At 55.1% G+C, this 25,254-nt stretch carries 19 protein-coding genes; 8 read left to right on the forward strand and 11 right to left on the reverse strand.

Translation table 11 applies throughout. The features are described 5' to 3' along the window. Positions 1 to 122 precede the first annotated feature (122 nt). The 4 genes from QT230_RS08235 to QT230_RS08250 all read left to right on the forward strand — a co-directional run bounded on the left by QT230_RS08235 (position 123) and on the right by QT230_RS08250 (position 9,139). Positions 123 to 3,473: a transglutaminase family protein gene (locus tag QT230_RS08235; protein ID WP_308321128.1), complete on the forward strand. Its 3,351-nt coding sequence runs from the start codon at positions 123 to 125 to the stop codon at positions 3,471 to 3,473. Positions 3,474 to 3,555: 82 nt separating this feature from the next. Then, entirely contained in the window at positions 3,556 to 5,982 is a 2,427-nt protein-coding gene (locus QT230_RS08240) for a circularly permuted type 2 ATP-grasp protein (protein ID WP_308321129.1), read from the forward strand. Next, on the forward strand, positions 5,979 to 6,845 hold the full coding sequence (locus QT230_RS08245) for a transglutaminase family protein (protein ID WP_308321130.1): 867 nt from the start codon (positions 5,979 to 5,981) through the stop codon (positions 6,843 to 6,845). Before QT230_RS08240 ends, QT230_RS08245 begins: the two co-directional genes overlap by 4 nt. 569 nt (positions 6,846 to 7,414) lie before the next feature. Further along, a complete protein-coding gene (locus QT230_RS08250) occupies positions 7,415 to 9,139 on the forward strand; it encodes a potassium/proton antiporter (RefSeq protein WP_308321131.1) in 1,725 nt (574 codons plus the stop codon). A gap of 41 nt (positions 9,140 to 9,180) precedes the next feature. Here QT230_RS08250 and QT230_RS08255 read toward each other — a convergent pair whose 3' ends face one another. Beyond that, positions 9,181 to 9,894 carry a DUF3581 family protein gene (locus QT230_RS08255; protein WP_308321132.1) on the reverse strand — a complete coding sequence of 238 codons (714 nt, stop codon included), beginning with the start codon at positions 9,892 to 9,894 and terminating at the stop codon, positions 9,181 to 9,183. A gap of 109 nt (positions 9,895 to 10,003) precedes the next feature. Between QT230_RS08255 and QT230_RS08260 the strand changes: the two genes are divergently transcribed. Further along, positions 10,004 to 12,970: a hypothetical protein gene (locus QT230_RS08260; RefSeq protein ID WP_308321134.1), complete on the forward strand. Its 2,967-nt coding sequence runs from the start codon at positions 10,004 to 10,006 to the stop codon at positions 12,968 to 12,970. 29 nt (positions 12,971 to 12,999) lie between these two features. Here the strand turns inward: QT230_RS08260 and QT230_RS08265 are convergent, their stop codons facing one another. Further along, entirely contained in the window at positions 13,000 to 13,716 is a 717-nt protein-coding gene (locus QT230_RS08265; RefSeq protein WP_308321135.1) for a trimeric intracellular cation channel family protein, read from the reverse strand. A 151-nt stretch (positions 13,717 to 13,867) separates the two neighbouring features. Between QT230_RS08265 and QT230_RS08270 the strand changes: the two genes are divergently transcribed. Then, positions 13,868 to 14,362, forward strand: a complete 495-nt coding sequence (locus QT230_RS08270; RefSeq protein ID WP_308321137.1) for a nodulation efficiency, NfeD-like protein — start codon at positions 13,868 to 13,870, stop codon at positions 14,360 to 14,362. Between the two features lie 2 nt (positions 14,363 to 14,364). Beyond that, entirely contained in the window at positions 14,365 to 15,417 is a 1,053-nt protein-coding gene (locus QT230_RS08275; protein WP_308321138.1) for an SPFH domain-containing protein, read from the forward strand. Positions 15,418 to 15,514: 97 nt separating this feature from the next. On the opposite strand, the gene QT230_RS08280 is transcribed toward QT230_RS08275, so the two are convergent. The 7 genes from QT230_RS08280 to QT230_RS08310 form a co-directional block, all read right to left on the reverse strand. Continuing rightward, positions 15,515 to 16,837, reverse strand: a complete 1,323-nt coding sequence (locus QT230_RS08280; RefSeq protein WP_308321139.1) for a DUF2252 family protein — start codon at positions 16,835 to 16,837, stop codon at positions 15,515 to 15,517. 103 nt (positions 16,838 to 16,940) lie between these two features. Next, positions 16,941 to 18,422, reverse strand: coding sequence for a sodium:solute symporter family protein (locus QT230_RS08285; RefSeq protein ID WP_308321140.1), 1,482 nt, complete (start codon positions 18,420 to 18,422; stop codon positions 16,941 to 16,943). Then, positions 18,415 to 18,642, reverse strand: a complete 228-nt coding sequence (locus QT230_RS08290) for a hypothetical protein (RefSeq protein WP_308321142.1) — start codon at positions 18,640 to 18,642, stop codon at positions 18,415 to 18,417. The genes QT230_RS08285 and QT230_RS08290 overlap by 8 nt, the downstream gene beginning before the upstream one ends. Before the next feature lie 107 nt (positions 18,643 to 18,749). Next, positions 18,750 to 20,159 (reverse strand): amidase, encoded by a 1,410-nt coding sequence (locus QT230_RS08295; RefSeq protein ID WP_308321143.1) that lies wholly within the window; start codon positions 20,157 to 20,159, stop codon positions 18,750 to 18,752. 160 nt (positions 20,160 to 20,319) lie between these two features. Continuing rightward, on the reverse strand, positions 20,320 to 21,231 hold the full coding sequence (locus tag QT230_RS08300; RefSeq protein WP_308321144.1) for a LysR family transcriptional regulator: 912 nt from the start codon (positions 21,229 to 21,231) through the stop codon (positions 20,320 to 20,322). A 12-nt stretch (positions 21,232 to 21,243) separates the two neighbouring features. Then, positions 21,244 to 21,717 carry a GNAT family N-acetyltransferase gene (locus QT230_RS08305; protein ID WP_308321145.1) on the reverse strand — a complete coding sequence of 158 codons (474 nt, stop codon included), beginning with the start codon at positions 21,715 to 21,717 and terminating at the stop codon, positions 21,244 to 21,246. A gap of 115 nt (positions 21,718 to 21,832) precedes the next feature. Beyond that, on the reverse strand, positions 21,833 to 22,468 hold the full coding sequence (locus QT230_RS08310; RefSeq protein WP_308321146.1) for a glutathione S-transferase family protein: 636 nt from the start codon (positions 22,466 to 22,468) through the stop codon (positions 21,833 to 21,835). Positions 22,469 to 22,617: 149 nt separating this feature from the next. Between QT230_RS08310 and QT230_RS08315 the strand changes: the two genes are divergently transcribed. Then, entirely contained in the window at positions 22,618 to 23,601 is a 984-nt protein-coding gene (locus QT230_RS08315) for a YafY family protein (RefSeq protein WP_308321147.1), read from the forward strand. A gap of 21 nt (positions 23,602 to 23,622) precedes the next feature. Here QT230_RS08315 and bluB read toward each other — a convergent pair whose 3' ends face one another. Next, positions 23,623 to 24,300: a 5,6-dimethylbenzimidazole synthase gene (gene bluB / locus QT230_RS08320; protein ID WP_308321148.1), complete on the reverse strand. Its 678-nt coding sequence runs from the start codon at positions 24,298 to 24,300 to the stop codon at positions 23,623 to 23,625. Between the two features lie 58 nt (positions 24,301 to 24,358). Then, complete coding sequence (locus tag QT230_RS08325) at positions 24,359 to 25,114, reverse strand: NAD(P)H-dependent oxidoreductase (protein ID WP_308321149.1); 756 nt, start codon at positions 25,112 to 25,114, stop codon at positions 24,359 to 24,361. Positions 25,115 to 25,254: the final 140 nt, after the last annotated feature.

A 25,254-nucleotide genomic window follows, 5' to 3' on the forward strand; every position in this document is an offset into this window, starting at 1 on the left:
AGTTAAACGCCTTAGTTAAGATAGCGGCTGCAAAAAAGTTAAAGTGGAACGATACTTGCCAAACGTTCGGTTAATCTCTAACCCGACCAGCCGGTTGATAACGGTTCTTTTGAGGGTGGCCCATGACCATTCGCGTTGCCTTGTATCATCGTACGACCTATCACTTTGACCGCCCGGTGCGTCTGTCGCCCCACGTTATTCGGCTGCGGCCGGCGCCCCATTGCCGTACGCATATCGAGGCATACTCGCTTAAACTCTCCGGCGACGACCACTTTTTAAACTGGCAACAGGATCCTTTCGGCAACTTCAATGCCCGCGTGGTGTTTCCTGAGCCGCGCAAAGAGTTAACCATTGCCGTCGAACTTATCGCTCCGATGACGGTTATCAATCCGTTCGATTTCTTTTTGGACGACATTGCGCAAAAAATTCCCTTTGCGTATCCAGAAGCACTGCGCCAGGAACTGAGCCCCTATCTGGAAATAACCGAGTCAGGGCCACGGCTAATGGAATGGCTAAAAGCCGTTCCCCGCGAACCTACCACCACCGTCGATTTCCTGGTCGCGCTTAATCAGCGCCTGCAGGAGGATATTGGTTACCTGGTCCGCATGGAGCCCGGCGTACAAAGCTGCGAAGAGACGCTAACCCTGGCCAGCGGTTCCTGCCGCGACAGCGCTTGGTTGCTGGTGCAAATTTTCCGCCATTTAGGTCTCGCCGCTCGCTTTGTCTCCGGCTACCTCGTTCAGCTCAAGTCCGATGTCAAAGCGTTGGATGGCCCCAGTGGTAGCGAGGTGGACTTTACCGACCTACACGCCTGGACAGAAGTCTTCCTGCCCGGCGCGGGCTGGGTAGGTCTTGACCCCACTTCAGGGCTGTTCGCTGGCGAAGGCCACATCCCCCTCGCCGCCACCCCGACAACCGGCAGCGCAGCTGCAATTACCGGGTTTTCAGATAAGTGTGAAGTCACCTTTGATGTGACCATGGAAGTGGAACGCATCCACGAAGATCCACGGGTCACCAAGCCCTATAGCGATGAGCAGTGGCAGCGTATCTGCGCGCTGGGCGACGCAGTGGATGCCGAGCTGCTGCACGAAGACGTGCGCCTGACCATGGGCGGAGAACCGACATTTGTATCGGTCGACGATATGGAGAGCCCGCAGTGGAATACCGAAGCGTTGGGCGAACACAAGCGCGAGCGTGCCGAGGCACTGCTGACTCGGCTACAAGCCGCCTACGCGCCTGGCAGCGCTATTCAGCAACAGCAGGGCAAGTGGTATCCCGGTGAACCACTGCCCCGCTGGGCACTGGCCTGCTACTGGCGTAAAGATGGCGTGCCCCTATGGCGCGACCCGCAATGGCTAGCCTGCCTAGACGGCTCACCAGAGATCCACGCAGATGATGCAATGGCACAGCGCTTTACTAAAGCGCTTAGCGAACGCCTGGGCGTAGCCGTGCGCTACTGGATTCCGGCGTTCGAGGACACCTACTACTATCTATGGAAAGAACAGTCACTACCGGTCAACGTTGACCCACGGGAAGCCAATCTCAAAGATGACGCCGAACGTCATCGTCTAGCCCGTTTGCTGGAACAAGGCCTGGATGAAGTCGTGGGCTACGCCTTGCCACTGCGCCACTCCATCAGCCAGGCCCACCGCTGGGAAAGCGGCCGTTGGCCGCTCAAGCGTGAGCATCTGTTCCTGGTGCCCGGCGACTCGCCCATGGGCCTACGTTTACCGCTTTCGGCACTGCCCTGGGCTGACCCAGAAGAGCAGCCCCAACCGGAGTCGCTATTCGCGCCCCGTCCAGAATTAGGCGATATTCACGGTGAAGTTGCCCGCCGCAACGCCGAACAGCACCACCTCAGCGAGGCCGAGCGCTTGGGGCGAACCAGCCATCCAAGCCCCTCTCATCCAGAGGGCGAAGCGGTGCAGCAGCAGCCGCGAGCGGAAATCGATACTGAAAGTGGCGTTATTCACACCAGCCTATGCGTAGAGCCCAGAGATGGCCGCCTGCATATTTTCCTGCCGCCGCTAACCCACTTAGAGCACTACCTAGACCTGCTAAGCACCGTTGAGGAGTGCGCCAAGGAGCTCGCTTTCCCGGTGATGGTGGAGGGCTACTCGCCGCCACGGGATCCGCGCTTGGAAAACTTTATGATCACCCCCGACCCGGGCGTGATCGAAGTGAATATTATGCCCGCCGCCAGTTGGCAAACCCTGGTGGCCCAAACCGAACGGCTGTATGCCGAGGCCCGGGAAACCCGTCTAGGCACCGAAAAATTTATGCTCGATGGCCGCCACACCGGCACCGGCGGTGGTAACCATGTCACCCTTGGCGGCTTGACGCCTGAGGACTCGCCGTTTTTGCGCCGTCCGGATCTGCTTGCAAGCTTAGTCACTTACTGGCAGCACCACCCTGCTCTCTCCTACCTGTTTTCAGGCCTGTTTATCGGCCCCACCAGCCAAGCGCCGCGGGTGGATGAAGCGCGCCACGAAGCGCTTTACGAGCTGGAAATTGCTCTGCAGCAAATGCCCGAAGGTGAGGTCGTACAGCCCTGGTTAGTGGATCGCTTACTACGCCACCTGCTGACCGACTTAACCGGCAATACCCACCGCGCCGAGTTCTGTATCGACAAGCTTTACTCGCCGGATAGCGACAGCGGACGGCTAGGGCTGTTAGAGCTTCGCGGCTTTGAAATGCCGCCCCACGCGCGGATGGGGTTGATGCAGATGCTGCTGATCCGCGCCCTGGTGGCGCGCTGCTGGAAAACGCCCTATCGAGCTAAACCGGTGCGTTGGGGCAGCGCGCTACAGGATCGCTGGATGCTCCCTCATTACCTGTGGAATGACCTTGACGATGTGTTAAGCGACTTGCGCTACCACGGCTTCGATTTTGACCTGGAGTGGTTCGCCCCCTTTCTGGAGTTCCGCTTCCCGCTGCATGGAAAGCTGCATACCCCCATGCTGGATATTGAACTGCGTCAAGCTATCGAGCCCTGGCACGTGCTCGGCGAAGAGACCTCCGCTGGTGGCACCGCTCGCTACGTTGACTCCTCAGTTGAGCGCATGGAAGTCAAAGTCAGCGGCATGAGCGGCGACCGCTACGTGGTTACCTGTAATGGCCGACGGATACCGCTTTCAGCCACGGGCAGAAACGGCGAAGCAGTGGCCGGGGTGCGCTACCGTGCCTGGCAGCCACCCTCAGCGCTGCATCCGCAAATTCCCATTCACGCACCGCTGGTGTTTGATGTCATCGACACCTGGAACCAGCGTTCAGTAGCCGGCTGCACCTACTACGTGGTTCACCCCACCGGACGTAATTTCGATAGCTTCCCGGTCAATGCCTTTGAAGCCGAAGCGCGCCGACTGGGGCGTTTTAGTGACAGCGGTCATCGTCACGGTCATCAGGTGCCCAAGCTGGAAACCCCCAGCCTGGAACTGCCGCAAACCCTCGACCTGCGTTGGACGCCCAGTTAATGTTTTTTAACAAAGCTAACGCTTTTCTCTTAGCGCCCAGTACAGGATAATCCGCCCCTTACCTCTCAGGATTACAAGGATAATGACGGCCCCTGTCTCTCCCTCCCTTCTCGCGCCCGTGGCTAACGGGCTCGTTGAGGATTACTTACATCAGCTAGGCAAGGGACAGCCCGGCACCTTTGACGCCATGCTCGATGGCCAGGGGCAACTGCGCCCCGGTTGGCAGAGCTTACTCGGCTCTCTTGAAGGTATGGGCCCTACGGGACGCTTGCAGCAGCATGAAGAAATACAGCGCCTGCTGGCTGAGAACGGCGTGATTTTTAATATGCACGATGACACCCAGGGACGTTCGTGGCGGCTTGATCCGCTGCCCTGGGTGATTGATGAAGTTCAGTGGCAGACATTGGAAGTGGGGCTAATCCAGCGCAGTCGCCTGTTGAGTGCCCTTTATGATGATATTTATGGGCCCAAAACGCTCTTTGAAGCGGGGCTATTACCAAGCCAAGCGTTACTTGCATCACCGCACTTGCTGTTGCCTTGCCACCAGTCACTACCCAATGACCGCGCAGCGATCAACTTCCACGGTGTGGATGTCATTGTGGATACAAAAGGCCAGTGGCGGGTGATGGCAGATCGCTTACAGGCGCCGTCAGGTACCGGTTTTGCGCTTGAAAACCGCATACTGATGGCCCGCGCCCTGCCGGATATGTACCGCAATGCACCGTTAAAGCGGCTAGCGGGATTTCTAGACCTGCACCACCGTACTCTGATCGCCATGGCCTACCAGCATCGCGACAACCCCACGCTTATCTTATTGACGCCGGGGCCAGGGAGCCCACGCTATTTTGAGCACGCTTACCTTGCCAATTATCTCAATATTGCGCTGGTAGAAGGCCAGGATTTAGTCGTGCGCGATACCCAGGTATGGCTGCGCACGCTAGGCGGTTTACAGCCGGTGGATGTGGTGCTGCGCCACTGCGACGATGCTTACTGCGACCCACTGGAACTGCGCGGTGATTCACAGCTTGGCGTACCGGGGCTACTGCAAGCCATGCGCGCAGGCGGCGTGGCGCTATCCAACGCCTTGGGGGTAGGTATTTTGGAAGCCTCCGTATTAGCCGATTACTTACCGATGCTGTGCGAACACCTGCTGGGTGAAACCCTGCTGTTGCCCAACGCCGATGCCTCGACGGTGTCCGCCACTGCACCGGTGTTTGATAGCTACCTACAGCGGCTCGAGCCCACCACCCTCAACCTACGCTGCTTTGTGACCCGCACGCCAGCCAGCGCCATCCACAACAACGCCAAAGGCAAAAGCAGTGAAGCAAGTGAGTACCAAGTGATGCCTGGCGGTTTAGCCTGGGTGGGTGAACCTGGCTCGCCGTCATTAAGCAGCACTACCGTTAAGGATGTGTGGGTCACCGCCGCTGCTCCCCAGCCCCATGTTAGCCAGTTACGCCAGGCCCGCGGCCCGGTGGTGGCCACCCGTGACGGCACTGACTTACCCAGCCGGGTAGCCGAAAGCCTATTTTGGTTAGGCCGCTACGGCGAGCGCTTAGATACTCGAGCGCGTCTGCTGCGTGAAGCGTTGCTCAGGCTCATGGAGTACGACCAGGATGAAATCGCCGACCAGCTACTCGATGAACTGCTGCTAGCGCTGGATATCACCACGCTAAACGAAGAGGACGAACAGCGGCTTCAGGCGCCGCTGATTGGCTTCGAGCTTAAGCGCGCCGCACTGCTGGCCCAATTTGATGATGTGGATCCCCAGGCACTGCAGCCGCTGTTTGCCCAGCTAATGCGCAATGCGCGCAGCGTGCGCGACCATTTAGGCGACGACTCCTGGCGGGTAGTCCACCAGTTGCGCCAGCGCATAGCCACCTTTAACCCCAGTTTAGGGGCTAGCGCCGCAAGGCGCGCCTGCGAAGGGCTGTCGGCACAGCTAGCCGCCTTCTTTGGGCTATGCAACGAAACCATGCCGCATCACTACGGCTGGCGGTTTATGGATATCGGCCGCTTTTTGGATCGTGTACTGGGCTTGCTTTCGCTGCTCAAGCTCACTCTCAATGCGCCCCATACACCGGGCTTAGCGCTATGGGAAGTGGTGCTCGCCACCACCGACAACTTTACCGCCTACCGGCGGCGCTACCGCAGCGAGCTTCACCCTGCAGCGATCCTCGACCTCCTGCTGTTCGACGAAACCAATCCCCGCTCGGTGGGCTATATGCTCAAACGCATTGAGCGCCAGATGGATCGTCTACCGGGCAGCACATCGCCCTACCGCAACGCTGAGCGACGGCTATTGATTCAAGCCAATGCGGCGCTGCACCTGGCCGATATTGATCGTTTAAGCCACTTGGCCGATACGCCGGAGGCGCAGGATGCCTTAGCGCAACTGCTGGATGCCCTGATTGCCCCCTTAAGCGCGCTATGTGAAGCCATCAGCCAGAGCCATTTCAGCCATGTGGAGCGGCCGCGCCAGTTAGTCAGCATGGAGCCCGATGCATGAACTACACGCTGCGCCATACCACTCGCTACCACTACAGCGCCCCAGTGACGTTGTGCCATAGCGAAGCACGGGTGCTACCGCGTAAAACCCCGCACCAGCAGTGCGGCGCATCGGAGCTTCAGATCAGCCCCGCGCCCCAGGTGCAAATGGAGCGCCGCGACGTATTTGGCAATCGAGTACTCTATTTCGCGATGGAGGATGTCCATCAAACGCTGGATGTCACGGTAGTAACGCCACTGAGCACACAACCCTTAGCGGCGCTACCAACCACTTCAACTACGTGGGAACAGGTTGCTCAGCAGCTTAGCCAGAACAACAGCTTTGATATTCAGCTTTACCGCCTCGACTCACCGTTTATCCGCCGTAACGATGAGCTAGCCAGCTTTGCCCACAGCTGCTTTACTCCAGGCAGACCGATCGTTGAAGCGGCGCTGGCGCTTAATCATCTGATTCACCAAACCTTTGAGTACGACCCCAGCTTTACCACACTGGCGACACCGCTAAGCGAGGTGCTCGCCAACCGCCGCGGCGTGTGTCAGGACTTCGCCCATCTGGCGATTGGCGCCTTGCGCTCAGTGGGTCTCGCCGCCCGTTATGTCAGCGGCTATCTAGAAACCCAGCCACCGCCAGGGCAGCCACGCCTTATCGGCGCAGATGCTTCCCATGCGTGGCTGGCAACCTGGATTCCCGACTGGGGTTGGCTTACTCTCGACCCCACCAACGGCACCGTGGCTGGAGAGCAGCATCCGGTGTTGGCCTGGGGGCGTGATTATGCAGATGTCGCCCCGCTCAAAGGCGTTATGAACGGCGGCGGCGAGCATCGTCTGGAGGTCGAAGTCGACGTGATGCCTTTAGCTAGCTAATGCAAACAGCCCCCACCTAAGGTATAACAGCAGCATGGTTAGTCGGTTCAAGGAAGACTCAATGCGGCATGGTGTGAGCGGTCAAAACGCTAGATATATGCCTCAGTGGGCTTCCCGGTGCCTACTCTTAGGCTGTTTTTTAGTATTACTGTTTGGCGCTATTGAGCAGTGTCACGCCCCCCATTTCGCGGCATTTCATCAAGCCGATGAAAATCTGCAAAGTCATCCAACCCAGTATAGTGTTGCCTCGCTTCCCGCTAAACTACGTATTCGAAATGAATCAACCAAGTGGCTGACAGATGAAGCTCTAGCGGAGAGTTTGGCTCTACCTATCAGTGATGAGCTATTTCCCGGCGCTACTATCACACTACCGCCAGTAATTTTGTACCACGCTGTTTTAGCCAGAGTAGTGTTCTGCTACTCCAATTCCTGCCGCACTATTCTCCCCCCGAATCGAGCTCCGCCCCACATCACAGTCCGTTATTTAACGATTGCTTAATGGTTGCTGGCAGCACAGAAATTAACTGCCAGAACGTGTTGTAGGTACCATTTAAAAGGGCCGTCCGTTTATGTTTCCCGTTGATCATCTCATTTTACTTGCTGCAATTTTAATATTAGTGGGCATTGTTTCCAGCAAACTCTCCGCGCGTCTTGGCTTGCCAGTGTTAGTACTATTTTTAGTGATAGGCATGCTTGCCGGTGAGAGTGGCATTGGTGGTATCGCCTTCGACAACCCCGCGGGCGCGCATGCGCTAGGTACGCTGGCGCTGGCGATGATCCTGTTCGATGGCGGGCTACAAACACCCACGTCCTCGATTAAAAAAGTCTGGAAACCTGCTTCCCTACTCGCCACGCTAGGGGTATTAATTACCGCTCTTATTACCGGTTTAGCCGCTGCCTATATTTTAGGTCTGCCACTTTTAGACGGTTTCTTACTAGGCGCCATTGTCGGCTCAACAGACGCCGCAGCGGTATTTTCGTTACTGCGCAATGCTGGCATACATATTAATAAAAAGCTTAAATCGACCTTGGAGATTGAAAGCGCCTCGAACGACCCGATGGCTATTTTCTTGACGGTAGGCCTGCTGGAAGTGCTGGTTAATAACATGCAGCCAGGCACGGGATTACTGAAGCTTCTTATTCTACAAATGGGCCTGGGTGGATTAGTAGGGTTAGGGGTTGGCTGGGTATCGGTAAAACTCATCAACCGCATTCACTTAGTCGCCTCTGGACTTTACCCGGTCATGGTCGCTGCTTGCGGCTTTCTTTCCTTCGGCATCTCGGCCAATTTGGGCGGCAGCGGTTTCCTGGCGATTTTCTTAACCGGGGTATTTATTGGCAATCATCGAATTGCTTTTCAACGCAGCACTTTCTTGTTTCATGACGGGCTCGCCTGGTTAAGCCAAATCGTCATGTTTGTGGTACTCGGCTTACTGATTAACCCCGTATCACTGCTGGATGTATGGCTAGAAGGTTTATTAATTGCGGCGGTGCTTATTTTAATTGCACGCCCCATTGCAGTCTTCCCTATCATGAAACTGTTTGGTTTTAACGCCCGTGAAACCAGTTTAGTCGCCTGGGTGGGTTTACGCGGTTCCGTGCCCATCATCTTGGCTATTTTTCCACTTATGTTTGGCCTGAAAGGCGCTGAGTTAATCTTTAACGTGGTGTTTTTCGTGGTACTGATTTCAGCAACGATCCAAGGTACCACTCTGCCTATCGTGGCACGTAAATTAAGATTGACCGAGATGCCCCCCGCAGTACCTGCAGCAAGTCTTGAGATTACCGCGCTGGAGGAGGTAGATGCCGATATTGTGGAGTACACCCTGAGTGATCACCCACGAGCAGCAGGTCGGCGGCTTTCACAAATGGCATTACCCGATACCACGGTGGTCGCCATGATTACTCGGGGTAAAGATGTGATTCCCCCTCGAGGCTCAACAGAGCTAATGGCGGGCGACCACCTGTTTGTGGTGCTACGCCCAGAAACGCGCCCCTTTATAGACTGCGTCTTTTCAGACGCCATTGGTGTGGTGAGTGAAGAGCTCCCCGACCAGGAATTAAAGCTAAAAGGCAGCACAAAAATAGATGATTTACGCCACTCCTATGGCTTGTTCATTAAGGAGCAGGATGGGCAAATGACGCTGGATACACTACTGCGCAACAGCTTACCTAACCTGCCCAAGGTAGGCGATTCAATGCAAATAGAGGGCATATCGTTAGCAGTGCTGGAAACACTCGGCGGTCGTATCACCACGGTAGGTTTAACGGTTCAGGAGCCCTCATTAACCTAGCCTCTCACGAGGCTAAGAAACACCATCATTAAGCACGTTAGCTACGCTGAGGCCGTCTCGTAGGCGGCCTTGAGACGATAAAACTCTTCGACAATGGCGGCCATTTCATCGGCGTCATAATCACAAAGACCGCTCACCACGAGCTTTTTGGAGCCGACGCCGACCGCTTCGCCCGCAGACTCAATCGAGAAATCCAAAAGTGCATCAGCGCGCTTGCCATACACCTCTAACGAGGAGTGGTTTAACGTCAAGCCGGGTGAAAAGCCATCCAATCGCTCAAGCGAAAATCCCATGCTATCGTAGATCACCAAAGGGCGTTTAGGGTTAAACATCACCCCGTGTTGCTCCATCAATGGTTTGAGATAGTGGGGGAAATTTTTGCCAGAGAATGCCACGTAGCAGCGTGCAAATGCTTCCACCGCTGCCGTATCGCGGGTAATTTCGCCGCTGCGCACCACCTGCAGGTAGCACTTGCCGCTATCATCGCAGACGTGCAACGTGCCATCGTCTGCTTCGCTAAACTTAAGCGGCGTGTCGGCTCCCACCATATTGGTGAAGCGAAATTCCATTTGCCGCGATAGCCCAAACGTTGCGAGTACCAGCGCAAACAGCAAATCACCGGGGACACAAAAGCGGCGTGCATCCGGGTTATGAATAGGGTTGTAGTCACCCGCCACGCCTTTGGCGAAACGACTGGCCTGCTCTGCGGAGATCACAACATACTCTCCGCGCTGCGCGTAAAAATCCTTGAACATGGCGTTTGTTGCCTGCCTAGCGTTGAAATCGAAAACCCGTCACTGCCCAACGTCGCGCATAATGCCACAAAATACGCCCCAACAGGAGTTATCTGCTAGGAAAGCCACTATGTCTGACGCGAACACTCGTAAAAACCGCCTACCCCGCCTGCTGACGAGGGTGTTGATTGGCCTACTTTTAATCCTTCTTATCTGGATAGCGGGGAGCTATTGGCTGCTCAATAGCCAGTGGCTACCTACCCGCATTTCTCAATTCGATGGCATCGACATCCGCTGGGAAAAAGGCGCCAGCCGACACCCAGGCCGCTGGGAGGTTGAGGGGCTTTATTTAGCCCGTGAAGACGAAGCACTACCTATCTCCATTGAGGCTGAACGCGCCACCCTTTCGCTATCGCTATTCGCCCTACTGCGCGGCGAGCTGCATATCGAGAGCCTTGATGCAGAAGGCATTCGCCGCTTAACCGTTGGGGATATCGCACTGGAAGCTGAGGGCCAACTGCAAATAGCAGACACCACGTTAAGTCGCGACACCCTAGCCGTTCCTCATTTTTCGCTGGCTATTACGCATGGTCGTTTAGTTCGCCTGAGTGATCAAGCGACCTTAGTTCGTGATATTAATCTTAACGCCGATGCAACGCTTGATAGAATAACGCCTGTCGATGCCATCAGTGGCGAGCTAAATCCCGACTTGCTGACAGCGCTTTCCACGCGGCTCCAGCTTGAGGCGCAGGCGGATGCCTGGGATGTCTTTATGCCGTATTTGGATGCCCTGCCTTGGCTAACCCTAGAAGGGCGCGGTGCGTTAACAGGAGAGCTTGCGCTCAATGCTGGCGTTTTACAGCCCGCCAGCGAACTCACGCTAAACGCCCCTGAGCTTCGCTTAGCGGTGGATGAACAACGCTTGCGTGCGCCCAATGACTCGCCACGCTGGCTAATCGCGGATAACCCACCCCCGCGTCACACAGCCACCGGGGAGGGTCTGGTACGCTTGTCGGTAGACAACGATCAGCTGCATTTTTCGACTCAACTGGCCGATGTAGCATTGGCGGAAGCAACACTGGCCGACACCCAGCCCTACGCAGAGCATGCCGAGCTCAGGCTTGCCACCCAGATTCCCAATCAGCGCCTGGATCAACTCGATCTTCCTACCTCGGCAACACTTGCGCTACAGGGCGATATTACCCGCTTGAATATGCTGGACCGCCACCTTGTGACCGCCTTTGAAAACCAGGGCATTCGCTTGTCAGGCAATGGTCAAATCGAGGCGCAAGCAAATATTCGCGAGTCGCGCCCTTATGATGGCCATCTAACTATTCAAGCCAATGAGCTAATGGCGAATGCGCTCGGCTTCGCCGTCCAGGGTAACGGCTCACTCATTGCTCAACTAACGCCCCAAGAGGGCGTAGAAGCAACGCTTAACTTTACCGAGGCCACCCTGAATCACCAAGATCGGTTACTGCTTGAAGAGGCTGATATTGAGATCATCGCAACCAGCCCCATTGACCCGGAAACCGCGCGCGAAGAAGCCACTATGACGCTTAGCTGGCATGACGCGCGACTGCCTGATATCAGCGTGCTACAAGACTACTTAAGCACAATCTTGCCAGCTCCCCCACCACTTCAATTGCTTAGCGGTCAAGCCGCTAGCCACGGCCAGCTCAGTATGGCGTCAGAGCAGTTGAGCGGTGAGATTCACCTAGCTGGAGAAGAACTCACCACACGCTGGCAACACGGTGAACAATCCGGCACCTTAACCAGCGATATGCAGCTTTTTCTGCCCATTCAGCAGGCAACGATGGATGGCACAAGACTGACGATCAGCGGCACCCGCCTGAGTTGGCAAGTAGCCGACATTGACCGGCCTAGTGAGCGTTTAGAAAGCGTTTTAGTGTTAACCGATGGCCGCTTCCAACGACGTAACAACGTTCCCAGCGGGCAGTTTGTACTTGAAGGCAGCGTGCAACAGCTAGGCTTTTTAAACGCGTTTTTGCCCGACGCCCATGGTTTGTCTATTGGGGGCGAAGGCCAGCTCTTTGCCCAAGGCGCCTTTCGCGATGATCGTTTGTTGGCCCCTACTCGGCTGCGCGTTAATGCTAAGCAGCTCGAAGTCACTTTTTTAGATTATCTTGCCACCGGGCGCGGCGAACTCACCGCTCAGTTGGATAGTGCCGAGCAAGCTCAGCTTTCCATTGGAATTCCCCGCGTTGCCCTACTGCGCCAAGACGATGGCAGCCCGCACCTGGAAGGTCGCCATTTTGCCCTCACCACGCAAACCGAGCACTTTAGCGATGTCCTCGAATCCCCTCAGCCCGATCACTTCACTACCCGCATTGCGCTACCGATAACCGAGGTGCCTGATTTCACTCGCTACAACCGTTACCTACCCGAGGGCGCAGGCATAACACTGCTGGATGGACAAGCGAGCCTTGAAAGCGAGTGGTTGCTGGAAGGCTTAAACGCCCAGGGTGAAATCACCTTGCGCGCCTTTGGCGCCGAGCTAGCGTTACTTGATCAGCGTTTACGCGGTGATCTGCATCTCTCGCTACAGTTAACCGACGGCGATCTGGAAACACGCCGCTTTACCGCCGATGACTCTGTTCTGCGCTTGGAAAATATCGCTCGCTTGAGTGAAAACGGCACGGCAGATGCCGGCTGGTGGGCACAGCTCGCTATGCTGGATGCCGAGCTGGACTGGGCAGACCCTATTCGCCTCAATAGCCAGCTACGCCTTGAGATGCGCGATACCGGACTACTCGCCCGACTATTTCTCGCCCGAGCCCGGAATAGCGACTGGTTAGGAAGGCTGCTTAACGTTCACAATATTGAAGGCACGGCGCAGCTACAGATCAGCGGCGAGCAAATTAGCCTGCAGGACTTAACACTCACCGGCGGCCCACTGCTGCTGCTTTCTGATGTCACGCTGGCTGACCGCAACGCTAATGGCGCGCTCTATGCGCGCCTGGGCGTACTTGGATTAGGAGTAGAACTTAACGAGAGCGAGCCAACGTTGCGGGTGATTCAACCACGCCGCTGGTTTGACCGCTGGCGTGAAACAAACCGTTTAGCTAGCCCTTAACCATTAGCCCCTAATGTCGTGTATAGCCCTTAGGGTTTCTTTCGCTCACGGCGTATGATTCTGACCCGCTCTTTGGCTTTTCTCGGGGTAGAGAGCGGAGCCGTCGACTGATCGTGTGTTTTTGGCGGCACGGTGACCCAAGCAAAGACCGGCAAAGCCAGATGCCAATGGATTGCCGCCAAACGCAGCCCTAGGGTCACGCTTATTGATGCAGCAATCGCCAGCATAAGCGGCGCGCTCAGCGCATGCAGCACCACGTAAATGATGCCTCCCGCCATTGCCGCCGTAGCGTACACCTCTTCACGCAGCACCATAGGCACCCGCTGGGCCAGCACATCACGGACCATCCCGCCGGCCACCCCGGTCATCATGCCCATCAATACCGCTACCGTGCCCGAGCTACCCAGCAGCAGCGCTTTATGCGTACCAATCACAGTGAACAGCGCGAGCCCAAACGCATCAGCGATAGGCAAGAAGCCCCGCGACAGGCGATGGATATAGTGAAACCCCACCAGCGAGACGCTCACAGTGGCCAAAATCACCCACAGATAAGTCGGATCCGTCACCCAAAAGACCGGCCTTACCCCAAGCACTAAATCACGCAGTGTGCCTCCACCAATACCGGTCACAGCCGCCAGCACCAGCATGCCAATAGGGTCCATGCGCGACCTGCACGCCAAAATAACGCCCGACAGCGCGAATACGATGACCCCCGCCATATCCAGCCAATAGACCACGCCCGACACGCCCTTCTCCTTTATGCTCGCTATTGTTGAAGGCAGGCAGAATAGCACCCTTTAACCATTTATTGACGTCGACACTTGTTCGCTAAGGGCGATAAATACCTACGAGTAGGTTACGCTGACGTATCGCAATAATAACGGAATGGAAACAGCTATGGACTGGAATCCAGCTTACAGCTGGCTGGTACTCGCCCTACTATTGAGTTTGGCAGAGTTAACCTCCGGCGCGATGGTACTCCTTGCACTGGGCATTGCCGCGGCACTCACAGCAGCCGTCACTGCGTTGGGATTAACGCTTCCTTGGCAACTGCTTAGCATGGCGATTTTTACCGGGGTACTGCTGCCACTATGCATTATGGTCATTCGTCCGCGCTTCTCCCCTCGGGGCGTTGCTTATGGCACCACAGGTACCGGCGTCGAGAAAGGCAATCACTACACCACGCTGCGGCGTGACTTCGATGATGCTACGGGCATAAAAGTGAATGGCGATTTCTATCGCATCAGGGTGCTTGAGAACAGCGAAACCGAATTACCCAGCGGGACGTCGGTTGTGTTTATACGCTTTGAAGGCACCACTGCACTGGTCACGCTATATCAGCCCACCGATATTGACCCTCAAGAAGATAATTCCCCACGCAAGGAGCCCTAACGATGGATTTACCCATTAGCCCCGGTTTATTAATAAGCCTGATTATCGTTTTGATCGCCGTCGTGATCATCTCTAAAGGTTTGATCATTATTCGCCAATCTGAAGTGATGGTGGTTGAGCGCCTCGGGTCGTTCCACCGCGTTTTAGAAAGCGGTATTAACATTATCATTCCCTTTATTGAGCAGCCCCGAGCGATCACCATGCTGCGCTATCGCAAAATGGGCGAGGAGTACACCGCTATTACTACCGACGAAACCCGAATTGATCGTCGCGAAACGGTCATGGATTTCCCAGGCCAACCGGTCGTTACCACCGATAACGTCACCGTGCGTATCAACGGTGCGCTCTACTACCAGATCATTGATCCAAAGCGGGCAGTATACGAAGTGGTGAATATGAGCCAAGCGGTGGAGGTGTTGGCAAAAACCACGCTGCGCTCTGTGGTCGGTAAAATGGAGCTGGATAAGCTGTTTGAGTCCCGCGCGGAAGTGAATAACGAGATCCAGGCGGCGATGGAAGAGCCTGCCTCTAAATGGGGGGTCAAAATCTCCCGCGTCGAGGTGCAGGATATCGCCATGCCAGAAGAGGTGGAAACCGCAATGCGCTTGCAAATGGCCGCCGAGCGTAAGCGCCGCGCCACCGTCACTGAAGCCGAGGGTGAAAAATCAGCGGCGATTGCCATGGCCCAGGGCCAGCGAGAGTCTTCAATTCTTAATGCCCAAGGTGATAAAGAGTCGGCGATTCTACGCGCTCAAGGTGAGCAGGAGTCGATCAAGCTGGTGCTTAGTGCCATTGGTGATAGCGAAGAAAATAAGCGCACGGTAGTCGGCTACCTACTTGGTCAGAGTTATATCAAGGTATTACCCACTATGGCGAAGGACGGTGAGCGCGTATTCGTACCATACGAGTCATCAGCGCTGCTTGGTTCGATGGGTATGTTCCGTGAAATGGCTGGCTCACCGGAAGATGCAGTGAAGAACCATCTGAAAAGCCGTAGCGGCAGTGACAATGATTTTCGCAGCGGTATCGTGGGCGGCGCTGCCAGCGGACACTAAGATTTAATAGCTATGTACTCCGAGCACAATCAAACCGAGCCAGTAATGGCTCGGTTTTTTCATATCTATGCTGTATTAAGGCTATGCCCTCTCAACGCTAGTCCGTATTGGTCGCCAAAAAGTGGTCGATAAAGACCGCATAATCCTGCTCTGTACAGTCGGCGTAAGCGACTGCAAGCGTCGAAACCACCTCCACAAACAGCGCTTCGCGCCCTTTTAATCGCTGACAAACAGCCTTGGCAAAGCGTGTTGAGTTCCCCTGATTCAGCGCCTGAGCGCCGCGAAGGTGTTCTCGAGCGAGAATTTGCCCCCACTGCTGGGCCAGTTTTCGATACGACTTACCACCAGAGAGTTTATGGGTAGGAAAATCCTTCTTGAACGGCGAGCGCTCACGCACTGAAAACACCTTGCCGTTCATGGTTAGCCAGCCGAGATAGGCGTCTGGGTGCTCGGCGATAGCGTGGAAAGCAGCGGCATGGCGGATAGCTTCGTTAGGGAATAACTTTCGCCACGCCTGTTGCTGGTTGTTATCCATTAATCGAAACGCTTCCGGGGGAACCTGCTCTTTGACATCCAGAATGACGTCATCGTGCTCGTGTTCAACACCGCCTTCAATCAATATGTAATAGCGCACCACACCCAAGGAACCGGTGCCTGCATCCAGGCGTCGTGCCGTATCTTTGACGCGAAAATGGTGGGGATCGCTCTCTTTTATGGCGTGTTGCAGCGTTTGTTGGTAATCCTGCTCAATCAGGCGGCGCAGTTGGCTGGCCACATCTGCCGGCAGGTTAGCAAGTTTTCCCGGCCGCTCGGCGAACTGGCGGCCCTTCTGCTCATCAAGCACCGTCCACTTTTCGAGCATGCGGGCACGGCTCTGTTTATCCGCCACTTTACTCATAAAGGGCTTTAACGGGCCTTTGGCGCTGTCAAGCGTCACGGCGTGAAGAGGCTTGCCGTCTACGTGGTCAGCCAGCGTTTCGTAGTAGCCTTTTAGTAACTTTTTAAGCGCCTTATCGATCGCTTTTGGATCCAACTCAGCGTTTTCACGGCTATCAAGCACAACGCTGATGGCTAGCCGCCACAGATCATATTGGTAGTCGCCAATTAGCGCATCATCAAAGTCATCCATGCCGTAGCGGACTTGATCGTCATGATGACCATAAGCGCCGAAGTTGTAGACGTGAGCATCGCCTTGCAGCCAGGTTTGGGTTTCGGGCCAGCCGCCAAACAGGGCAAAACGCCAATCGTGCCATACATCATTCCAATACAGATGATTGCTACCGCGGTAAAAGCGGTAGGGCGATGCCACCATTTTTGCGTACTTGGCTTGTCGGGTGGCCGCTGGCAAGGTCTTATTCGCCTGATGGGTTGCCTCAACCACCCGCTGAGGACGGTTATGTCCAGTCAATGCATGACTCATCGAATTACCTTGTTTGATGCAAAAAAGTTGATGCAGAAAAACGGTTTGTTATAAAGGTAGTCGATAACCATGAATAGATTAAGTCAGTGGCCGCCCTACACACCTATTGACTCAAACGGGTGAATCCACGGGGAGCAGCGATGCGAAAGAAGCGCTCCACCACCTCGGCATGGGTAGCCGGTGTCATCAATGAGACCGTCACAAACACCGGCAGATTAAGCATTAGCCCCCAGAACCCCGCATGAATGCCTAGCGGGTGCGGCCATAGCGTAGTAAACGCCACGGTAATCAAAAAGCCCGCCACGATACCGGCCATCACGCCCAAGCGAGAAGCCCGCGGCCAAAAGAACATACCGATAAAGGCCGGCAGCACCTGGGAAGCGAACCCTAGCCCCACCAACAGAATCATTACCAAACTGCCGGGTTCGGCAATCGCCAGCGGCGCGACCACCAAGAACATAATGGGCAGGATCAACAGCCGGGCGAGTTTGCCGGTCACGCCATCAGAAAGCTTTAGCACTGGCTGAAGCACATCTTTGCTGAGCGATAGCGATACCGAATGGATAAACGGCTCGCTTGAAGACATTGAGGCCGCCAGGGTTCCCGCGCCGAGCAATCCAACCAGCACCACCGGCAAGTGTTGCATGGCGTATTCGAGTACCACGGTATCGGCCCGGGCTAGCTCAGGCAGCGAGAAAATGCCGATAAAACCAACGACAACCATGGGTAGAATGACGACATAATAAGTAGGCAACCAGGTGGCACTGCGGCGAATAGTGCGCGCCGAAGAGGCACTCATCCACTGAGTCCATACCGGCGGCATAAATGAAAACATCGAAACGATAATCGAGGTTGTCCAGAAGCTAAAGCTCATATCGCCGCCTGCGCCCGGCAGAGTGAGAAACTCGCTATGCTCGATTTGAATGCGTTCGAATACTCCGGCAAAACTCAGCCCACCGGTAGCACTGTGAACAGCCCACAGGCCAACCGCCCAGGCCACAATCAGCATTAACACGCCCTGAAATGCATTGGTTCGGCCAATCGCTCGCTGACCGCTGGCGTAGAGATACACCGCAATACAAGCCAGCACCAGCAAGACGCCTAGCCAAATGGGGATCAAACCACCGCTCATTACAAACAAAATATACGCTGAGCCAATGGTTTGCAGTACCGCGTAGGCAATAGAGCCGATTGCCATAACGAGTGCCGCTAGTGCGCCCAGCGCGGGGCTCTGGTAGCGGTCGGAAATGGCGCTCGCCTGAGTCACATGGCCAAACTGTTCACCAAACTGCCATACTTTGGGGCCGAAGTACCACGCTACCAACGCCAGATAAGCCAGGTAGATCGCCACATAAAACACCGCTACCCCTTTGGAGTAAGCCCAGCCCGGCGCGCCCATAAAGGTATAAGCACTCACACTACCGGCGGCAATCAGCAGATAGAGCGTTATCGGCCCCATGCTGCGGCCCGCCACTCCCCACTCTTCCAGGCTATTCATGGAGCGCCCTGCCCTGGCGCGTAGGCCAATCACCATCGCGATGGCAACATAAGTCAAGGTTATCAGTAGTGGCCAGGGGCTACTCATGGTCGTCTCGCTCCACAATGCGGTTGCCGATCAGCATTACCACTACGCAGGCAAAAATCACCAGGTAACTCCACACCACTATCAGCGGCAAGCCCATCACCAATGTGGCCCGGTTCACCCACCCAATCACTGGCCATATACCTGCCAGCACCAGTGCCACAAACGCGATTAACAGCCCCCAGCCCGCTCGGGAGGTAGGCAGCACAAATAATCGTCCCATGAGTGTTCCCCTTGGTTTCTGAATTCAAGTTTTAAAGATGGTTTTTTATGACGGTTTTTAGTAACCGTTTTTTACGATGGCTTTTTAAAATGTTTTTTAAAACGGCTTTATTTAGCACCCACTTTATCAGTTGGCAGCGTTGGCCAGCGCATGGGTAGTGCCAAGCGCTCTTCAAGCTGTCGCGCCAGCTTCAGTACAAAATGATCCGCAAAACGTGGGCCAACCAACTGCACGCCTATCGGCATATTGCCGCTACTGAACCCAGCATTAAGCGAGATGGCAGGCTGTTCGCCCATATTCCACGGCACGTTATACACAATATGCTCAAAGGGCTGGCGCGGATCATTGGTCGGCGATGGCCACTCTGCGGGAAAGGCAATATTCGGCGTAGTCGGCGAAATAACGGCGTCTACCTCATCAAATACTGACGCCGTAGCGCGCCGCATGGCCATGGTTTGTTGAAAACCCTGCACCGCGTCTACGCCACTTAAGCGTGTGCCACCGTCTGCCCAAGCTAAAATGGCGGGTAGCACCTTTTCACGCTCTTCAGATGAGAGCTTTTGCAGCTCACCCAATTGGCGGGCCTGCCAAAAGCGGTCCAGCCCATCCAACATGTCGCGGGTCAGCACTGGCGCCAGCGATACTAACGTTGCCCCAGCGGCTTCCAGTTGCTTTGCGGCCTGTTCAACATGGAGACGAATTTCCTCATTCAAAGGTAACCCGCAGCCCGCTTCTATCATCACACCCACGCGCAAACCCTTAATATCTAGCGCTAGATTCATCCAGTTGATTTCTTTGGGCGGCAGGCGCATCGCGTCGCGGCGATCCGTGCGGGCAAGTGTCGTCATCATTAACGCCGCATCCTCTACGCTGCGGGTCATCGGCCCAGCACAGCGACCCACATAATACGGATCGATAGGTATACGACCCAGAGTAGGCTTAAAGCCGACGACGCCGCACCACGCGGCGGGCAAACGTACGGAGCCACCGATATCGGTTCCCACATGTAGCGGTCCGAACCCAGCCGCCGCAGCCGCCCCAGCTCCGGAGCTTGAGCCGCCGGTATTGCAGGCTAAATCCCAGGGGTTACGGGTTAAACCATGAAACGATGAGAGTCCGGACGAGAGCATGCCAAAATCGGGGCAGGTGGTTTTCGCCAACAGCACCGCATTATCTTCCGCTAAACGCGCGGCGGGTGGTGCGTCTTCAGCGGCAGCTACCTGCTCGCCAAGGCCTGTTCCCATCGGGATCGGCAACCCTTTGGTGGCAATCAACTCTTTAAGGGTGATCGGCACGCCATCCAAAGCGCCGCTAGGCTGGCCCCTGGCCCAGCGCTGGGTAGACGCTTCAGCTGCTTTAATGAATGCATCAGACTGATAGGCATAGAGCGCATTGATGTGCGGCTCCCACATGGCAATATGCTCGACCAAGGCAGCCGCCACCTCTTTAGGAGAAAACGATTTTAAGCGGTAGCCATCCAGCAGCTGAGTAGCCGTAAGTTGGTGTAGTTCAGGCATCACATTACCTTTTGCTGTTGTTATCGCTGTCGTTAAGATCAGCATGAACCCATACCGTGTCTTCTGCTATTTCAATAATGACCGCAGCGTGTCCACTTTTTGTGTGCACGCTGTTGTTTCAAAATCTGTTAGGTTCAAGGTCTGTTAGGTTCAAGATCTTTTAGGATGATGGGACTGACAGTGTTTGCAGTGCACTCGCAAGCAACGAAAGACACGCTTCAGTGGCAAAGCTACGCTGGCGATGGCGATAAACGCACAGATCAATTCTGGCAGCTTCCAGCTCCGAGGGGCATAGAGGAACACTCACCAGCTCGCCTAATTGGCACTCCCAGGCTACCGCCATCGGTGGCAATACCAGAACGCCCGCGCCGTTAAGGGCAAGTGCTTTTTGAGTTTCCAACGAAGCGGTCTTGAAGGTAGGGATTAGGGTAACGCCTGCCCGGTGTGCTGCGCGCTCCAGCGCTTGGCGCACACCGTAGGATTCATCAGGTAGGATCAGACGGTGCTCTGCCAAGGTGTGAAGACTCACCTCACAAGCTGAGGCCAACGGATGATCCGGGGCCATCACGGCATGGTGATGTAACTCCGCGCTGGCAAACGACACGATGTCATCGTGGCGGGGCATAAAGAACGACAGGCCAATATCTGCATCGCCACGGCGTAGTGCCTCCACCATTTGGCTTGCGCTAACGATCCCAATATCAAAACTCAAATGAGGGAAGCGCAGCCCCATCTTAGCTAACGCAGGAGCTAGCAAGCCCGCAACAACGCCTTCCGCCACCTGCAGACTTACCCGGCCAGTGCGTAAACCTTTAAGGTCGGCGATATGTTCCTGCACCCGCTCTAGGTCACGCAGGGTGCGCTGCGCCTGGGCGGCCAATAGCTCTCCCGCCGCGGTCAGGCTAATACCGTTTGGGCCACGCTCAATAAGTGGTGCACCCAGTTGGTGTTCGAGTAAATCGATCTGACGGCTAATCGCTGTAGGAGCGATATGCAGCTGGGCCGCCGCTTGGCGTAACGAATGGCAGCGAGCCACGGTATCGAAGTAACGCAGTGCACGACCACTAATCATAAGCTCCCCTTACTACACCAACTGCCGTGACATCAACGTCACATTTTCGCCTCGATACTCAAGGCTTTCTACATCTTGCCAACCTAAGCGACGATAGAGCGCCTGCTGGTCTGGGGTATACAGATAAAAGTGCTCAATACCGTTCTCAAGCGCCTCAATTTCCACTCGTTTCACTAATGCCGAAGCAATACCCTGCCCTCGCCTTTCGGGCACGACAAATACCGAAGCCAGCCACGGGGCCAATTCACGGCGAATACTCATATCATCAGCAATCAAGCTAGCAGTCCCAACAGGGGTCTCACCCTGCATTGCCACAAAGATGGAAGGCACGCCACCCTGACCACATTCGTTTTTTAGATGCTCAATGGCTTGTTCTAGGGTGAGCCCAGAGTGTAAATGCCCCCAGGCTTCAAATGTCCAGCCCGCCACTATTTCAGCATTAAGGTCGTCGGCTCTTAGCCGCTTGATGAAGATATCGCTTTGCATAAACGGTGCCCTGCCTTATTTAGCACAAGCAAATACAGTAGCGATTTAAGGGTAGGCTGGCCAGCGCCGATACCTTCCGAACACGCTGCTGGCCAGAGGTTTGGCGGCAAAATCATCAGATGGAGACAGGCTTCATTTTCTCAGCCAGTTTATCGTCCAACTCATTGGCCCGCTTGGCGGCTGGCCTGCTTTCCATGCGCTCTATGTAATGCTTGAACACTTCGTTTGGCTGGATGTTCTTCTGCATCGTTTCCCACCAGAGATAACTGCTAACCAATATATCTGCAGCGGTAAACTGATCGCCGCAGATATAATTGTTTTCACTAAGGACTTTTTCAAGCGTATTGATGCTGTCTTCCACTTGGCCACAGCCGACGGCCTGTGCGTTGCTGCTATCGATTTTCCAATCATAAGTCATGGCACTGGTCGCCATTTCAAACGGACCCGCCATAAAAAACAGCCAGCGATAGTAGGTTCCGCGTTCGGGAGATTGCGGGGGCGGTGACAGCTTTTTATCCGGAAACTGATCCGCTAAGTATGCACAAATAGCGGCCACTTCGGTCACCACCGTATTGTCATGCTTAATGGCAGGCACTTTCCCCATGGGGTTTATGGCCAAGTAGTCCTCAGATTTCATCTCTGAGCCGTACTCCATCGCCTTTACCGAATAGGGTATACCTACTTCTTCCAGCATCCAGCGCACCACGCGCCCGCGAGACATAGGATGAGTGTAAAACGTAAGTTCTGACATGCTGAGCTCCATTTTCAGTCAATTTTTCAGTGACACAAGATATTGCCAGGCAAGATTAGTGGGTTAATAGGCGAAAATGCGTCCTAAATAAACGCAATACTGCACTTTTTCTGCAAGACTTCGAAAATAACCTTGAGAGGAAGGTGGCGATGGCTGGACCCACAACGCGCGTGCTTGCTGTACTTGAGTTGCTGCAGACTAATGGCCAGATGGGCGGAGCCGAGTTGGCCGAACGCCTAAGCGTGGATCGACGAACTATCCGGCGTTACATTACTGCGCTGGAAGATATAGGTGTGCCGATAGTGACCGAACAGGGGCGCTACGGTGGTTACCGATTGGTGGCAGGCTTCAAGCTGCCACCCATGATGTTTACCGATGAAGAGACTTTCGCCGTTTCTCTAGGCTTATTGGCCGCCAGCCAACTGGGCCTGACGAACGCAGCGCCCGCCATTGCCAGCGTACAAGCGAAGCTCGAACGGGTGATGCCTACGAATTTAAAAAGACGAGTACGTAGTATCAGTGAGACCACTCAGGTGTTCTTACCCCAGCGTGAACCCAGCCGTGATGACCGTGCACTTGAGACACTGACTAAAGCCACTGAAGCCATGCGAACCGTCGGGCTTATCTACCACTCTCCGCAGCACGATCCAATTGCGCGTCGGATCGACCCCTACGGACTAGTTTTCCAACAAGGCCGGTGGTATGTCGTTGGTTTTTGCCACCTGAGGGGAGCCATGCGCTCCTTTCGTCTGGATCGTATCAGCGGCGTTCACCTACTAGCCGATCCTTTTATACGCCCCGACCACTTCGATGCAGCTGCTTTTTTGAGCGAAAGCCTCATGTCCTGGGGCCCAACTCATGAAGTGTCGCTGGTACTGCATACTGACCATAGCGCGGCCGCTTACTTTGATAACCACTCATTCTGTACAGATCAACTCGAACAGGTCGAAGGTGGGCTATTACTTAATACCAGAACCGACAGCTTCGAGTGGTTTGCCTTTTGGCTGGCACAGCTTCCTTTTCGATTTACCGTACTCAAGCCGGATGGCCTCAAAGAGGCACTACGTGAGCACGCCAACCAGTTAATAGCCAGTTGCGGGCATGCTTCGTTACATCCAATTGATATGCCCTAACACTCCCTAACAGCAACAGCTTCAATTATCACTACTAAATGATTGTCCCCACTTATCGCTATGCACGAGTTCACTTAATGGCAGGCGGGAGCGCCAGCCTTTGGCCTCAAGCTCCGGCTGGTCTAAAAATTCGCTTACATAGCCAAGGCAGAGATACGCCAGTGGGTAAACATGCTCGGGTAGGTTCAGCGCCGTACTTAGCAGATCCTGGTCGAGAATGCTCACCCAACCAACACCAATGCCTTCCGCTCGCGCTGCCAGCCAGAGGTTTTGCACTGCCAAACAAGTGCTGAACAGATCGGTATCGACAATGCTATTGCGCCCCAGCACATGAGGGCCGCCCCGGCTGCGGTCGCAGGTAATGCAAAGGTTCAACGGGCTTTCCATAATACCTTGCAGCTTAAGGCTACGGTAATGTGCTTGGCGCTCACCTTCAAAGCGCTCGGTGGCCTTCTGGTTCTCCTGCTCGAACAGTGCCAGCACCGTCTCCCTAACGTCGCGACTTTCAATCACGATAAAATCCCACGGCTGCATGAATCCAACCGACGGCGCATGATGTGCAGCTTCCAACAGGCGGTTCAGCACTTCAGGAGGAATCCGGTCAGGCAAAAACTGCGAGCGCACATCGCGCCGCTCAAAGATGGCGCGGTAGAGCCCACGCCGCTCAGCATCGGAAAAACGGTGGTTCAAGGTGGTCATGACGCTGGTCGGGCCTTTTGCTGATCGATTGTGTAGACAGTGAAGAGTCTACACGAGCTCAGCCTAGCCGCCAGCGCAGCGGGCTTGTCTGGTGTAAAACGCCCTCATCATCCCAGTCGTCCCAACCCGTAAAGGGGATGGGTCGTTCGCTATCCACACTCGTCAGGCGATCCACCCAGGCCGCTTTGCAGGCCTCTAGATGGCCAATGATGTCAGCTTCCTCTTGATAGCGAATACCGCCGCCCTGAATGCCATAGCTTACCTGTGGGGCCAGTACATCAAAGCCAACGTAGTACAACGATGCATGCATCGGCCATAGCCAGTGCACCATATTGCCGGCACGACCGAAGGGCCGAAACGCCTTCTCCGGCGAGCCCGTAGTGACTGACAGCATCGCCTGCTTACCGCGATAGTAGCCTTGGTCGTAACGCATACGGCTTGTGTAGCGCCCTCCATATACCAGTACGCGATCAAACCAGCCTTTTAGAATGGCAGGCTGGGCGTGCCACCATAAAGGGAACTGGAAGATCACCAGATCAGTCCACTCCAGCCGCGCCAACTCCCGCTGAACATCCTGTGGTAATGAGCCTTTCTCGAAGTGAGCCCGCTGCTCATTGAGGGGATAAAAGTAGTCCAACACCGCGGCGCTATGCGTATAGTGCTCAACGCGCTCCACCGGATCAAACTGCTCAGCATAGAGATCATCCACCTCGACGGTATGACCCGCGTCCACCAGCTGTTTGACCGCCACATCCACAAGGCCGCCATTAAATGACTTGCGCTCAGGATGAGCAAAAACGATCAACACATTCATACTGCGCCTCCCCTATCGATTGGTTTGACGACAGGCTAACCTGTTCATATACGCCAAAACATTGGCTAAAAATGAGAATCAGGCTTGCATGAATGAACAGCAGATACGATGGGATGATCTTCAAATTGTGCTAGCGATGG

The sequence above is a fragment of the Halomonas sp. SpR8 genome, assembly GCF_031010195.1.
Taxonomy (GTDB): Bacteria; Pseudomonadota; Gammaproteobacteria; order Pseudomonadales; family Halomonadaceae; genus Vreelandella.